This is a genomic window from Sulfitobacter undariae (genome assembly GCF_014196805.1).
GTDB lineage: Bacteria > Pseudomonadota > Alphaproteobacteria > Rhodobacterales > Rhodobacteraceae > Sulfitobacter > Sulfitobacter undariae.
This window is the reverse complement of sequence record NZ_JACIEI010000001.1, coordinates 459,204-472,259: the sequence shown is the minus strand read 5'-3', so window position 1 is coordinate 472,259 and position 13,056 is coordinate 459,204. Positions and strand designations below refer to the sequence as shown.

Here is a 13,056-nt window from a genome sequence, read left to right as displayed (position 1 = left end):
GCTAATCTACCGCGAAAACCTATGATCGTTTCAAACAATCCAACAATCGCAGCTTTTCGGCCCCAATCTCGCCCCAGTTCAGAGCGATAAACCCTTCAATGAGAAAACTCTGCCCGAGTGAAATCTTGGGGTGGGGCACGCACGGAAAAGTGTCACAGGTTCGTGGCGTCTTGCCTGATGACGGGGCCCTTTGACAAAAGGAATGAAGGCTATGAGCAGCGGAATGCCACAACCAGAGCAGGAACCAATTCTTGCATGCACAGTCAGCCGTGATGTGCAAGATTTCGACCTGTTGATCGAAGACATGGAAAGTGCTCTGGGAGAAAGTTGGGGTGAACTTAACTTCACAGAGGCCCTGGTGTTTTTCGATCAGCCAGAAGCCAGTGACATGGAGTTCATTGCTCTGGCTTTGAACGACGCTGACGAAGACGATTTGCCCATGATGGTCGAAATCATCGGCAATGCAAAAAGGAACGGCATCAAAGTGATTTTGGTAGCCGAGGACCTTAGCACTTCTGCGCTCCACTCCTTACTACGTCAGGGTGCCGACGAATTCATCCCCTACCCTCTTCCCGAAGGCGAGCTGGCCCAAGCCATTGAGCGCCTTCGCACACCTGAACCCGTTGCGGCCCCTGCCCCTGCTGCGCAAACCGGCCCGCTACGGGTAGGTGCGCGAAAAGATGGTGCCGTGATAGTGGTTCATGGGCTGGCCGGAGGCACGGGTGCGACAACCTTGGCTGTCAATCTAGCATGGGAGTTGGCGAACGTGTCGAAAACAGATGCCCCCTCTGTATGTTTGCTAGACCTCGATTTGCAATACGGCTCGGTGTCCACGTTCCTCGATCTCCCCCGTCGTGACGTCGTTTATGAAATGCTGTCAGATACTGAATCCATGGACGAAGAAATGTTCGGCCAGGCTTTGGTCTCTTTTGAAGACAAAATGCAGGTTCTTACGGCGCCACCAGAAATGCTCCCCCTGGATTTAGTCGCATCCGAAGACATCAACCGCATTTTACAAATCGCGCGTAATCAGTTTGATTATGTTGTCATTGATATGCCATCTACCTTGGTTCAATGGTCAGAGGCCGTGCTGAGCGCCGCCCATGTCTATTTTGCAACCTTCGAACTGGATATGCGCTCGGCGCAAAACACATTGCGCTTCAAACGCGCCCTCCAATCCGAAGATCTGCCCGTTGAAAAACTGCGCTACGTGCTTAACCGTGCGCCAAAGTTCACTGACATCAACGGCAAAAGTCGGGTCAAACGAATGGGCGAAAGCCTCGACATTAACATTGAGTTGATGCTTCCCGATGGTGGCAAAGCCATCACGCAAGCCAATGATCACGGCATACCATTGGCAGCTTCCGCGCCCAAAAGCCCGCTTCGTAAAGAGATTGTCAAACTGGCTAACTCTATCCACGCCCTGCGCGACAATGATGCCGCCGCAGCCTGAGATCCGAGTAAAGAAAGCACAACGCAATGTTCTCCAAATATAAAAAATCGGACTCCGCCCCGGCAAAAAAGGCATCTGTGACCCCGATTGCGCCTGTAAAAGAGCCCGCAGCCTCCACATCAATGCGGCGTGCAGCGGCACCTGCTGCTATTGCTCCCATTGATAAAGAGCTCAAGCGCAAGCAACGGATGGGGGACATCAAGCTTGAATTGCACCGTGTCCTTTTGGACAACCTCAATCTTGCCGCGCTGGAACATGCGTCTGAAAACGATTTACGTCAGGAAATCAATGCGATCACAGCAGAGTTCTTGAATGACAACTCCATCGCACTGGGCCGCGAAGACCGGATGACGCTCAACTCCGAGCTATATGACGAGGTGACAGGCCTTGGTCCGCTGGAAACATTGCTAAAAGACGAAACCGTAAACGATATTCTCGTAAATGGCCCACAGCAAATCTTTGTGGAACGCTCGGGCAAGCTGGAATTGACGGACGTTACATTCAAGGATGAACGCCACCTGCTGCGTATCATCGACAAAATCGTAAGCGCCGTTGGCCGCCGTGTCGATGAATCAAACCCTTACGTCGATGCGCGCTTGAAAGACGGGTCGCGTTTTAACGCCATGGTCCCTCCAGTCGCAGTGGACGGTAGCCTTGTTTCCATTCGTAAGTTCAAAAAAGACAAACTAGGCATCGACGATCTTGTGCAATTTGGCGCTTTCACTGAAGAGATGGCCGCTTATTTACAAGCCGCTGTGGCGACGCGCCTCAACATCATCGTTTCTGGTGGTACAGGTTCTGGTAAAACAACCACACTTAACGCGCTGTCATCGTTTATTGATAACGCCGAACGCATTCTGACCATCGAGGATACAGCCGAACTCCAGCTGCAACAGACACACGTTGGCCGGATGGAAAGCCGTCCGCCAAACGTCGAAGGTAAAGGCGAAGTAAGCCCGCGCGATTGTTTGAAAAATGCCCTACGTATGCGGCCTGACCGTATCATCGTGGGGGAAACACGTGGCGAAGAAGTTATCGATATGCTTCAAGCCATGAACACCGGCCATGACGGCTCCATGACGACGATCCACGCGAACTCTGCTCGGGACGGTGTATCACGTCTTGAAAACATGATCGCCATGGCCGGTATTGAAATGCCCCTCAAGGCGGTGCGCAGCCAGATTTCCTCGGCTGTGAACCTCATCGTGCAGGCATCGCGTCTGCAAGATGGTAGCCGCCGTATGACCTCCATCACCGAAATCACCGGGATGGAAGGAGATGTTATCTCGATGCAGGAAATTTTCCGCTACCAGCGCGTGGGCCTGACGCCAGACAATAAGATCATCGGTCACTTCACGGCCACAGGTGTGCGGAGCCACTATTCCGAGCGCTTCCGCATGTGGGGCTATGACCTGCCATCATCCATCTATGAACCAATCGCGGCCCAATAAAACGGCAGCGTTTCAGACTTTGCGACGCCCGAACGGGCACCAATTTGGAAATGCCCGAGAGGGCGATAAGGACCAAAACCATGAGTGCAGAACCAATTATCTACGGCCTCATATTTATCGGCGTACTGGTACTCGTTGAGGGTCTGTACCTAGTGGTGTTCGGTAAATCCATTTCGCTAAACAGCCGCGTGAATCGCCGCTTGGAGATGCTGGATAAAGGCCATAACCGCGAAGAAGTCTTCGACAAGTTGCGCAAAGAAATGCAACAGCATTTGAATGCACGGTCTATTCCGCTCTATTCGCTTCTCGCCGAAAAGGCACAAAAGGCCGCTCTCGCATTCAGTCCCAAGCAACTTATTATGATTATGGGAGCGGTCTCCGTTTTCATTTTCCTAGGGCTGACCATTGGGACGACTGCAGCCGCTCCGGTACGCATTCTGATGTCTATCGGCATGGGCATTGGTGGTGTGTTTATGTGGATTTCCATGAAAGCCAACAAACGTATGTCTATGATCGAAGAACAACTGCCCGACGCAGTTGAACTGATGGTCCGCTCGCTGCGCGTAGGGCATCCGTTTGTGAACGCCATCTCGATTGTTGCAAAAGAAATTCAGGACCCCCTTGCCTCTGAATTTGGCGTCATCTCCGATGAGGCCGCCTATGGTCGTGATATCGGTGAAGCCCTCAAAGACATGGCCGAACGGTTGGACATGCAAGATATGCGCTTCCTTGCTGTTGCCGTGACCATCCAGCAGCAATCAGGGGGCAACCTCGCTGAAATCCTGGAGGGTCTCGCAAAGGTGATCCGCGCCCGTTTCCGTTTGTTCCGGAAGGTAAAAGCGATCACCGCCGAGGCCAAATGGTCCGGTAAATTTCTGTCGGGGTTTCCGGTCGGCGCATTGATTGTGATCAACGTTACCAAACCCGGGTATTATGACGAAGTCAAAGAAACACCCTACTTCATCCCCGCCTGTTTCTTCGTCGCAATTTTCCTCGGCATTAACCTTATTGTGATGCGCGTGCTCACAGACATCAAAGTGTAAAGGGGCAGTCATGTTCGGTAGTATCAACACAGCGATCGGCAATGTGATGGGTCCCTTCGGCCTCATCATTGTGCTGGGTGCGCTGGGTCTCATTCTTGTTATGGCAACTGTAGTCATGATGATGAACCAACCCGAAGACCCCCTGGAAAGAATCAAACGCGAAAGGTTGGCTCCACGTGCTGGAACAACCGATTTCCAAACGACCCTGCGTCAGAAGGAAGGTAATGCCCAACTTCAAAAGTTTGCGACATTCCTCGAACCTTCTGACACTAAGGAACTGAGCCAAAAGCAACTTGAACTCCGGCAGGCCGGTTATCAATCGCGAGATGCTGTACGCATTTTCTATTTCGCCCAGATGGCGCTTGGCCTCATCGGCTTGCTGATTGGCGTAATCTATACAAACGTAATCGTCGAAGTTGCGATGACCACCCAGAAAACCATCATGTGGACACTCGGGCCGGGTGCCATTGGGTATTGGTTGCCCAAATACTGGGTCACCCGCCGTGTTACGATGCGGAAAGAAGAAATCGAAAGCGGATTTCCAGATGCGCTCGATATGATGCTCGTTTGCGTCGAGGCGGGGCAATCTCTGGACCAAAGTATCGTCCGCATTGCAAGGGAACTCAAAGCATCCTACCCCGCGCTTGCTGACGAATTCGAAGTTGTGGCGCATGAAATGAAGGCCGGTAAAGACAAAATCAACGTACTTCAAGATATGGGTACACGTTGCGGCGTGCAGGATGTTTCATCATTTGTGACCGTATTGGTCCAATCTGCAGCTTTCGGTACTTCGATTTCGGATGCCTTACGTGTTTACGCATCCGAAATGCGTGACAAACGCGTAATGAAAGCAGAAGAGGCCGCAAACAAGTTGCCAACCAAGATGACACTTGCCACTATGATGTTCACGGTGCCTCCCCTGCTGGTCATCCTTGTTGGACCTTCCGTTATGGGCATCTCAAAGATGAGCGATATGGGCGGTCCTGGAGGCTAATAATGATACCAACGCTAGGGCGTTTAATAACAATTTCACTCTTTTCGCTTTCTTTAGCCGCCTGTTCTTCAGGCGGCTTTGGCGATTCTTTGTTTGGCCCGAAAAGCCCTGAACCGTTAGACGCACCTGGCGTAGACTTGCGTGTACAAGGTGCTGATAATCTGGAGACTGGCCACCGACTAATGGCTTCTGGGCAATATGAGCTTGCCATAAGGTCCTTCAATCGCGCTGCCATTGATCGCGGATCAGTTGATGCCGAAATTTTATCGGGAATTGGCACAGCCAATCTGGGATTAGGCCGACTGGGACAAGCCGAAGTCATACTGCGCCGCGCCGTAGAGCGAGATGGGAGCCAGCCCGAGATCTGGAACAATCTCGGAGTTGTGCTTATGGAACGTGGTAAATATGCCGACGCAACACAGGTTCTACGTAAGGCTTTTGCGCTGGATAATGGCGAAAGTGTCTCAATCCGTGATAATTTACGTCTTGCGATCAAAAAAACCGAGAGTTTTGGCGCATCTTCGGGTAGCACTGATGAATATAAATTGGTGCGCCGTGGATCAGGAGACTATCTGATCCGTTCGGGGCTGTGACCTAAAAATAGGCACGGCATTCAACAACCCGCGCAGGACACCTTATGAGGCAAAAGCAGTAAAGGACGCAAACATGCGCCACATCTCCGTTTTGAGCGCCCTTCTAATGGGTGTTTCCATCATCAGCGCCTGCACCGAGAAATCCGGCGAAGAAACCGTTGAACGGGCTTTTCAGGATGTGAATGTAATTGATGATGCAAATCTCAATGATGTCATGCTCACGGTTGGTGACCCCAACGAGGCAGCGACCTATTTTCAACGTATCGTCACAGAGCAGCCGCAAAATCTCGAATACAATCGTGGTTTGTCACAATCCCTGATCCGTGCCAAACGCAATGATGAGGGCGCAGCAGCGTGGCGGCGTACCGTAGCCTTGCCAGATGCCACAAATGATGACCGTGTGGAGCTTGCTGATGCCCTGATCCGCTCGGGTGATTGGGCCGCAGCCGAAAAAACACTGACCGCGATCCCGCCAACGCATGAAACCTTCAAGCGCTACCGTTTGGAGGCCATTGTGGCTGACAGCAAGCAACAGTGGAAAAAGGCAGATAGTTTCTACGAAATTGCAGTGGGCCTCACAACAGAACCCGCGCCTGTACTGAACAACTGGGGGTATTCCAAACTGACGCGTGGCGACTACAAAGACGCCGAGCGGCTCTTCAACAGCGCAGTGACCCAAGATAGCACATTGTTTACAGCCAAGAACAACCTTGTTCTCGCACGCGGCGCACAGCGCAATTACAATCTACCCGTAGTCCCTATGGATCAATCCGAGCGGGCCCAACTGCTACATACAATGGCCCTTTCGGCAATCAAACAAGGTGATGTAGAGACAGGCAAGGGTTTGCTCCGCGAGGCCATCGACACACATCCACAGCATTTTGAGGCCGCAGCACGTTCTCTGGCAGCGCTTGAGGCCTGAGCAATGTTCTTAACGTCATATGCCGCAACCTGGTTCCTGCCCTTCGTACTGCCCGTTTGCCTGTATGTAATGTATACAGACCTGTCGCGCATGAAGATCACCAATAATGCCAACATGGCGCTGTTGGGCATCTTCATTGTGATTGGCCTTATCGCCCTGCCCCTCAACATCTATATGTGGCAGTTGGTCAATGTGGTTGTCGTGTTGATCATAGGCATGGTGTTAAATGCGGTTGGGGCCTTGGGGGCTGGTGACAGCAAGTTCATCGCCGCAGCGGCACCGTTCATTGCCGTTGGCGACTTAGTTATGCTTATGTGGGTCTTCGCAGGAACCTTTATTGCCGCTTTGGTGACCCATAAAGTAGCCAAAAACACATCACTGCATAATTTAGCCCCCACTTGGGCCAGCTGGCATCAAGGCAAGAGATTCCCCATGGGCTTTGCGCTTGGGGCCACACTTATTCTTTATTTAGCCCTTGGCATTCTACAAGGTGCCTGAATAACGCCATATTTTTCCTGCATATTTTGTGGAAAATCTGAGCAGAACCAAAGGGACACCGCAGTATGAATGCCTCGGTACAAGCCGTCACAGCACCACCCGCACCCAAAACATTGGGCGAGATGCGTCTCCCTATTGTGATGATGCGGGACATCCTGCTTAAAACCATATTTCGTAAAAACCTTGATCTGGTCAGCGAACTCTCCAGCGCAGTGTGCCTGCCCATTCCTGTTGTGCAGGAATTGGTGGACATGTGCCGCACACAGCGGCTAATCGAGGCCACCGGTACGTTGAACGCTCAAAACGGCAATGAAATGGGCTATCAGCTCACCGATAATGGCAAATCGCGCGCATTAGATGCTTTGGCGCAATCTGAATACTTCGGCCCAATGCCAGTGCCGCTGGCGGTTTACAGCGAACAGGTCAAACGCCAATCTGTGCGCAACATGCAAATCACCCGCGCTCAACTAATGGATGCAATGGGTCATCTGATTCTCCCCGACAGCTTGATTGACCACCTCGGCCCCGCTGTCTCTGCTGGGCGGTCAGTCCTCATGTATGGCCCTCCGGGAAACGGTAAATCCTCTATCTCCAACGGCATCCGCGATGCCTTGGGCGATCACGTCTATGTCCCCCACGCCATCGAATATGCCTCTCAGGTCATTACGGTCTTCGATCCAATTGTTCACAATGTAATCGAAGAAGCAGCCCAAGACCCCACTTCCCTGCGTCGCGTCACCCGCTTTGATGCGCGTTATGTTTGCTGTGAACGCCCTTCCGTGATCACGGGCGGGGAACTGACGATAGACATGCTTGATCTGGTCTATAACCCTACAGCAAAGACCTATCAGGCGCCTTTGCAACTAAAATCTACAGGTGGCATTTTCATCGTCGATGACCTTGGCCGCCAGAAAGAACCACCACAAAGCATTGTAAACCGCTGGATTGTGCCGCTTGAAGAGAGCAAAGACATCCTTGCGCTACAATCGGGTGAAAAATTTGAAGTGCCTTTTGATACGTTGGTCATCTTCTCCACCAACTTCCACCCGAATGAGATTTTTGACACGGCTGCCCTGCGCCGTATTTTCTTCAAAATCAAAATCGATGGGCCGAACCAAGCGAACTTTCTTAAAATCTTTGCAATGATGGCAAAGAAACGGAAAATGCCGCTGGATGAAGCGACACTGATCCATTTGCTTAAAAACAAGTATTCGACAATCGATAACCTTTACGCCAATTATCAGCCCATTTTCCTGATCGACCAGATGATCGCAATCTGTGAGTTTGAAGGAATTCCCTACCAAATGTCCCCCGCACTGATAGACCGCGCATGGGCTAATATGTTCGTCAAAGATGAACATATCGTCAAATAATGCAGCCGTCCCCAGTGAGAACGCAGCGCGAAACAGGCTTCTCAAGACACAAACAACTCCGCCCAAGTAAGGGCCACAGGACTGGCCGCTTACGGCTCCTGCCGTTGTGCTCCAAAATTGCACCATGAACGGATATGACTTTTCACTTTCTGGCGCTCAGCTCAAAGCCTTATGGTCAGGCGCACTCTGGTGGCCCGAGCAAAGCCTGATGATCGTGAGCGACCTGCATCTTGGCAAATCCGAGCGGGTTGCGCGCCAAAATGGCGATCCCCTGCCCCCATATGACACACGAGATACACTCAACCGACTGGCGGCTGACCTCGCGCTATCCCATGCCCGCACCGTGATCTGCCTTGGTAACAGCTTTGCTGACATTACACCCCAAGACTCGCTCCCCGAAGAAGAACGCCAGTGGCTTTACCGCATGCAAGAAGGCCGCCGCTGGGTCTGGATCGACGGGCCGCAAACAGCTGATCCAATTGAATTTGGCGGCGCCCACCTCACAGAACTGCCCCTCCCCCCGCTTACCTTCCGTTACATTGCCCAATCCGGCACCAGCGGTGAAATCTCGGGCTATTATCACCCCACCGCTACACGGGAAACGGACGGTCGTGTCCTTACGCGGCCCGCCTTTTTGATAGATAGCAACCGTGTGATCCTGCCTGCCTATGGCACCCATACCGGGGGGCCAGAGGTGCGGATCACCGTGCCCGATCAATTGCTACGCCCTGAAGCTGTTGCGATCCTAACCGGATCACCTTCAACTCCCATTCCAATGCTGAGGTAATTCATGGACCAAGCTGTAATCGACCGCATCACCGACAGTTTTGCGGCACAAACCATGATGGAGACCCTCGGCGCGCGCCTGTCCGACATCACACCGGGATTGGTCCGCATTACCTGCCCCATTTTACCAGGGACACGCCAACAACAAGGGTATGGCCATGCTGGCTTGACCTTTTCTATCGGCGATACAGCGGCTGGATATGCCGCCCTGACCCTGATCCCAACAGGTTTTGAAGTGGTCACCGCAGAAATCAAGATCAACCTGCTGGCCCCTGCACGCGGCACCCGTTTAATCGCAACAGGCCGCGTCATCAAACCGGGAAAACGCCTGAGCATTGTCACAGCAGAGGTTCATGCCGAAGAAAACGGTGTGCAAACCTTGATCGCAATTCTCCAAGGCACGATGGTCCCTGTTCCGCGTTAATGCGGCATTACGACGTCAGGTGAGTGCCACCCACCCCATTTTCGCTGATCACCATCCGTATGAAAAGGCCGCGTTGATAATTGGAAATGTCGCTATTTATGTCCAATTCCATCGCTGACTTTGATATGGCTTGTGTATAGGTACGCGGCACAGGCCCAAAGGGGGATACCATGGTTTTCAAGACAGATATTCAAATCGCACGAGAAGCAGATAAGAAACCAATTCAGGAAATTGGTGCGAAGCTGGGAATCTCTAGCGAGAATCTGGTCCCTTACGGACATGACAAAGCCAAGGTCAGCCAAAGCTTCATCAACTCCGTGCAAGACCGCAAGGATGGTAAACTGATCCTCGTCACCGCGATCAACCCCACCCCTGCTGGCGAAGGCAAAACCACAACAACTGTCGGGTTAGGCGATGGTCTGAACCGCATCGGTAAAAACGCGGCCATCTGCATCCGAGAAGCATCGCTTGGGCCAAACTTTGGTATGAAAGGCGGGGCCGCTGGTGGTGGCTATGCCCAGATTATACCAATGGAAGACATGAACCTGCATTTCACAGGTGACTTCCATGCGATCACATCGGCGCATAACTTGCTCTCAGCGATGATTGATAACCATATCTATTGGGGCAACGATCTGGAAATCGACACGCGCCGCGTTGTCTGGCGCCGCGTTGTTGATATGAACGACCGCGCCCTGCGCCAGATCACAGCCAGCCTTGGCGGTGTCTCTAACGGCTTCCCGCGCGAAGCAGGTTTCGACATCACCGTCGCTTCCGAAGTCATGGCGATCTTGTGTCTGGCTAAAAACCTTGAGGATTTGCAAGAGCGTTTGGGCGCTATGATTGTCGCATACCGCCGCGACCGCACCCCCGTCTATTGCCGTGACATAAAAGCAGATGGGGCCATGACCGTTCTTTTGAAAGACGCAATGCAGCCGAACCTCGTACAAACGCTTGAAAACAATCCGGCATTTGTACACGGCGGACCATTTGCGAATATCGCACATGGCTGCAACTCGGTCATCGCCACCACAACCGCTCTAAAGTTGGCTGATTATGTCGTGACCGAAGCTGGCTTTGGCGCTGATCTGGGAGCCGAGAAGTTCCTGAACATCAAATGCCGCAAAGCGGGTCTCTCGCCTAGTGTGGTTGTGGTGGTCGCCACTGTGCGCGCAATGAAGATGAACGGCGGCGTGGCCAAGGCGGATTTAGGCGTAGAAGATGTGCAAGCGGTACAGAACGGCTGCGCCAACCTTGGACGGCACGTGGAAAACCTGAAATCCTTTGGCGTGCCTGTGATCGTGGCAATCAACCATTTTGTCACGGATACAGAAGCCGAAGTGCAAGCGATCAAGGATTATGTCGCGGCGCAGGGCGCAGAAGCGATCCTGTCCCGCCATTGGGAATTGGGCTCGGAAGGCTCAGCCGATTTGGCTACGCGAGTAGCTGAAATTGCCGATTCGGATGAAGCAAATTTTGCACCAATCTATCCTGATGCGATGCCCTTGTTTGAAAAGGTCAAAGTTGTTGCACAGAAGATTTACCGTGCCGATGCCGTGCTGGCGGATCAGAAAATCCTAAACCAGTTGAAAGATTGGGAAGATCAGGGGTATGGGCATTTGCCCGTCTGTATGGCCAAAACCCAATATAGCTTCAGCACAGACCCAGAACTGCGCGGAGCACCAACAGGCTTCAATGTGCCCGTGCGCGAGGTACGATTGTCTGCGGGCGCAGGATTTATTGTGGTGATCTGCGGTGAAATAATGACCATGCCAGGTCTGCCACGCGTGCCATCAGCCGAGAACATCAAGCTGAATGCTGATGGCGACATTGAAGGGTTGTTCTAAACGTCTGAACGACTAGAAACACGGCATAAAGGGATGGCCCTTTATGCCGCTTTGACCTTGCGGCCAAGAGTTTAAAGCAAACGACAGAAAAGGCGTGTGGGCGTATGACAGCGACAGTGATCGACGGTAAGGAATTTGCGGCGAAGGTACGCGCACAAGTGGCGACGCATGTGACGCGTTTGAAAACGGATCACGGTATTACGCCCGGTTTGGCAGTGGTTCTGGTCGGCGAAGATCCTGCCTCTCAGGTCTATGTACGATCAAAGGGCAAGATGACCGTCGAAGTCGGCATGAAGTCGGTTGAGCATAAATTGGATGTGCAAACGTCAGAAAGTGACCTGTTGGCGCTGATTGACCAGTTGAACAAGGACCCCGAAATCCATGGGATATTGGTGCAGCTGCCTTTACCCAAACACTTGAACGAAGAATTAGTCGTTAACTCCGTCGATCCCGCCAAGGATGTCGACGGATTTCATATTTCTAATGTGGGATTGCTGGGTACTGGGCAAAAAAGCATGGTGCCCTGCACGCCGCTGGGGTGCCTGATGATGCTCCGCGATCACCATGGCTCAATCTCGGGGATGAACGCGGTGGTGATTGGAAGATCAAACATCGTTGGAAAACCCATGGCACAACTGCTGCTGAACGACAGCGCAACGGTAACCATTGCCCATAGCCGGACCAAGGATTTGGCCGATGTGGTGCGCCGTGCAGATATCGTTGTGGCGGCGGTGGGCCGTCCCGAGATGGTGCTTGGCGATTGGATCAAACCGGGGGCGACTGTAATTGATGTAGGCATCAACCGTCTGGATGCCCCCGAAAAAGGCGAGGGTAAAACCAAGCTCGTCGGTGATGCGCATTATGAAAGCTGTGCTGCCGTTGCAGGGGCGATCACGCCTGTGCCGGGCGGCGTCGGTCCAATGACCATCGCCTGCCTGTTGGCCAACACAGTAACTGCGTGCTGCCGTGCCAACGGGTTGGTAGAGCCAGAAGGCTTAACAGCCTGAGGTGAAGCTATATCCCCCAGCGCATAGCTGGGGGATCAATTTGTAAGGGTCAGGGCGCCCACGCCCGCTGGTTTGGCACATGCAAGCGCAGCGTATCCCCCAGTTGCAGCATCCCTTCACGCTCTATCCAGCCCGTCACACCACGTTTGCCACGTGCAGCTAGCTTGAATGCCTTACCGTGGCCTGCAGCCTCGTTTTCGATCTCTCGGGCAGGAAAATTACAGGGGCCGTTTTCCACATCCACCACGATGGTCGTGCCATCCGCGCTCTGTAAACGTGATCCGGGCGGTACAAAAGTGAAATCAGGAATACCTTCAATCACCAAAGACGCCCCGAGCAAGGCAGGGTCCAGCGCGTCCAGCCCGATAGCCTGTGCAATCTGAGCCATTTCTTCGGCGGATAGAATAGATAGCTGCCGCGTGTTGCGAATTTCTGTTCCTTGTGGATGCTGCGCCTTGACCCGAACACAAGACGCACGAGTCAGCCCCCCGTGATAGTCATCCTCAAACCCCGCATAGGTGGCCTGTGCAGACGTGACCGCCTCAGCGCGGATATTCGGACGGTTCAGGGGCACTTTGCCAAGCCATGTGATGGTGGCTGTATACTCTGTCGGGCGTAACTCTGGCATGGGAACCTCCTGCATCAATCAAAATACCCTAAAGCCG

General features: G+C 52.8%; 13 protein-coding genes. 12 read left to right on the top strand and 1 reads right to left on the bottom strand.

Annotated features, from left to right (window positions below; genetic code table 11):
• Positions 1-211 precede the first annotated feature (211 nt).
• The 12 genes from GGR95_RS02410 to folD all read left to right on the top strand — a co-directional run bounded on the left by GGR95_RS02410 (position 212) and on the right by folD (position 12,391).
• A complete protein-coding gene (locus GGR95_RS02410) occupies positions 212-1,453 on the top strand; it encodes a CpaE/TadZ family protein (protein ID WP_184562375.1) in 1,242 nt (413 codons plus the stop codon).
• A 26-nt stretch (positions 1,454-1,479) separates the two neighbouring features.
• A complete protein-coding gene (locus GGR95_RS02405) occupies positions 1,480-2,904 on the top strand; it encodes a TadA family conjugal transfer-associated ATPase (protein ID WP_184562374.1) in 1,425 nt (474 codons plus the stop codon).
• Positions 2,905-2,984: 80 nt separating this feature from the next.
• Entirely contained in the window at positions 2,985-3,947 is a 963-nt protein-coding gene (locus GGR95_RS02400; protein ID WP_184562372.1) for a type II secretion system F family protein, read from the top strand.
• A 10-nt stretch (positions 3,948-3,957) separates the two neighbouring features.
• A complete protein-coding gene (locus GGR95_RS02395; RefSeq protein ID WP_184562370.1) occupies positions 3,958-4,941 on the top strand; it encodes a type II secretion system F family protein in 984 nt (327 codons plus the stop codon).
• Positions 4,942-4,943: 2 nt separating this feature from the next.
• Complete coding sequence (locus tag GGR95_RS02390) at positions 4,944-5,534, top strand: tetratricopeptide repeat protein (protein WP_184562368.1); 591 nt, start codon at positions 4,944-4,946, stop codon at positions 5,532-5,534.
• Positions 5,535-5,607: 73 nt separating this feature from the next.
• A complete protein-coding gene (locus GGR95_RS02385) occupies positions 5,608-6,456 on the top strand; it encodes a tetratricopeptide repeat protein (protein WP_184562366.1) in 849 nt (282 codons plus the stop codon).
• 3 nt (positions 6,457-6,459) lie between these two features.
• Positions 6,460-6,954 carry a prepilin peptidase gene (locus GGR95_RS02380; RefSeq protein ID WP_184562364.1) on the top strand — a complete coding sequence of 165 codons (495 nt, stop codon included), beginning with the start codon at positions 6,460-6,462 and terminating at the stop codon, positions 6,952-6,954.
• 65 nt (positions 6,955-7,019) lie between these two features.
• Complete coding sequence (locus GGR95_RS02375) at positions 7,020-8,327, top strand: P-loop NTPase family protein (RefSeq protein WP_184562362.1); 1,308 nt, start codon at positions 7,020-7,022, stop codon at positions 8,325-8,327.
• A 124-nt stretch (positions 8,328-8,451) separates the two neighbouring features.
• Positions 8,452-9,114 carry a ligase-associated DNA damage response endonuclease PdeM gene (gene pdeM / locus GGR95_RS02370; RefSeq protein WP_184562360.1) on the top strand — a complete coding sequence of 221 codons (663 nt, stop codon included), beginning with the start codon at positions 8,452-8,454 and terminating at the stop codon, positions 9,112-9,114.
• Positions 9,115-9,117: 3 nt separating this feature from the next.
• The gene (locus tag GGR95_RS02365) at positions 9,118-9,537 is read left to right on the top strand and encodes a PaaI family thioesterase (protein WP_184562358.1); all 420 of its coding nucleotides are present in this window, start codon (positions 9,118-9,120) and stop codon (positions 9,535-9,537) included.
• A gap of 170 nt (positions 9,538-9,707) precedes the next feature.
• The gene (locus GGR95_RS02360; protein ID WP_184562356.1) at positions 9,708-11,384 is read left to right on the top strand and encodes a formate--tetrahydrofolate ligase; all 1,677 of its coding nucleotides are present in this window, start codon (positions 9,708-9,710) and stop codon (positions 11,382-11,384) included.
• 104 nt (positions 11,385-11,488) lie between these two features.
• Positions 11,489-12,391, top strand: a complete 903-nt coding sequence (gene folD, locus GGR95_RS02355; RefSeq protein WP_184562354.1) for a bifunctional methylenetetrahydrofolate dehydrogenase/methenyltetrahydrofolate cyclohydrolase FolD — start codon at positions 11,489-11,491, stop codon at positions 12,389-12,391.
• Positions 12,392-12,440: 49 nt separating this feature from the next.
• Here the strand turns inward: folD and GGR95_RS02350 are convergent, their stop codons facing one another.
• A complete protein-coding gene (locus GGR95_RS02350; protein WP_184562352.1) occupies positions 12,441-13,019 on the bottom strand; it encodes an MOSC domain-containing protein in 579 nt (192 codons plus the stop codon).
• Positions 13,020-13,056: the final 37 nt, after the last annotated feature.

Excerpts from the sequence above, each read along its gene's own strand:
- GGR95_RS02410 (WP_184562375.1), top strand. The coding sequence starts at position 212 with ATGAGCAGCGGAATGCCACAACCAGAGCAGGAACCAATTCTTGCATGC.
- GGR95_RS02405 (WP_184562374.1), top strand. The coding sequence starts at position 1,480 with ATGTTCTCCAAATATAAAAAATCGGACTCCGCCCCGGCAAAAAAGGCA.
- GGR95_RS02400 (WP_184562372.1), top strand. The coding sequence starts at position 2,985 with ATGAGTGCAGAACCAATTATCTACGGCCTCATATTTATCGGCGTACTG.
- GGR95_RS02395 (WP_184562370.1), top strand. The coding sequence starts at position 3,958 with ATGTTCGGTAGTATCAACACAGCGATCGGCAATGTGATGGGTCCCTTC.
- GGR95_RS02390 (WP_184562368.1), top strand. The coding sequence starts at position 4,944 with ATGATACCAACGCTAGGGCGTTTAATAACAATTTCACTCTTTTCGCTT.
- GGR95_RS02385 (WP_184562366.1), top strand. The coding sequence starts at position 5,608 with ATGCGCCACATCTCCGTTTTGAGCGCCCTTCTAATGGGTGTTTCCATC.
- GGR95_RS02380 (WP_184562364.1), top strand. The coding sequence starts at position 6,460 with ATGTTCTTAACGTCATATGCCGCAACCTGGTTCCTGCCCTTCGTACTG.
- GGR95_RS02375 (WP_184562362.1), top strand. The coding sequence starts at position 7,020 with ATGAATGCCTCGGTACAAGCCGTCACAGCACCACCCGCACCCAAAACA.
- pdeM (WP_184562360.1), top strand. The coding sequence starts at position 8,452 with ATGAACGGATATGACTTTTCACTTTCTGGCGCTCAGCTCAAAGCCTTA.
- GGR95_RS02365 (WP_184562358.1), top strand. The coding sequence starts at position 9,118 with ATGGACCAAGCTGTAATCGACCGCATCACCGACAGTTTTGCGGCACAA.
- GGR95_RS02360 (WP_184562356.1), top strand. The coding sequence starts at position 9,708 with ATGGTTTTCAAGACAGATATTCAAATCGCACGAGAAGCAGATAAGAAA.
- folD (WP_184562354.1), top strand. The coding sequence starts at position 11,489 with ATGACAGCGACAGTGATCGACGGTAAGGAATTTGCGGCGAAGGTACGC.
- GGR95_RS02350 (WP_184562352.1), bottom strand. The coding sequence starts at position 13,019 with ATGCCAGAGTTACGCCCGACAGAGTATACAGCCACCATCACATGGCTT.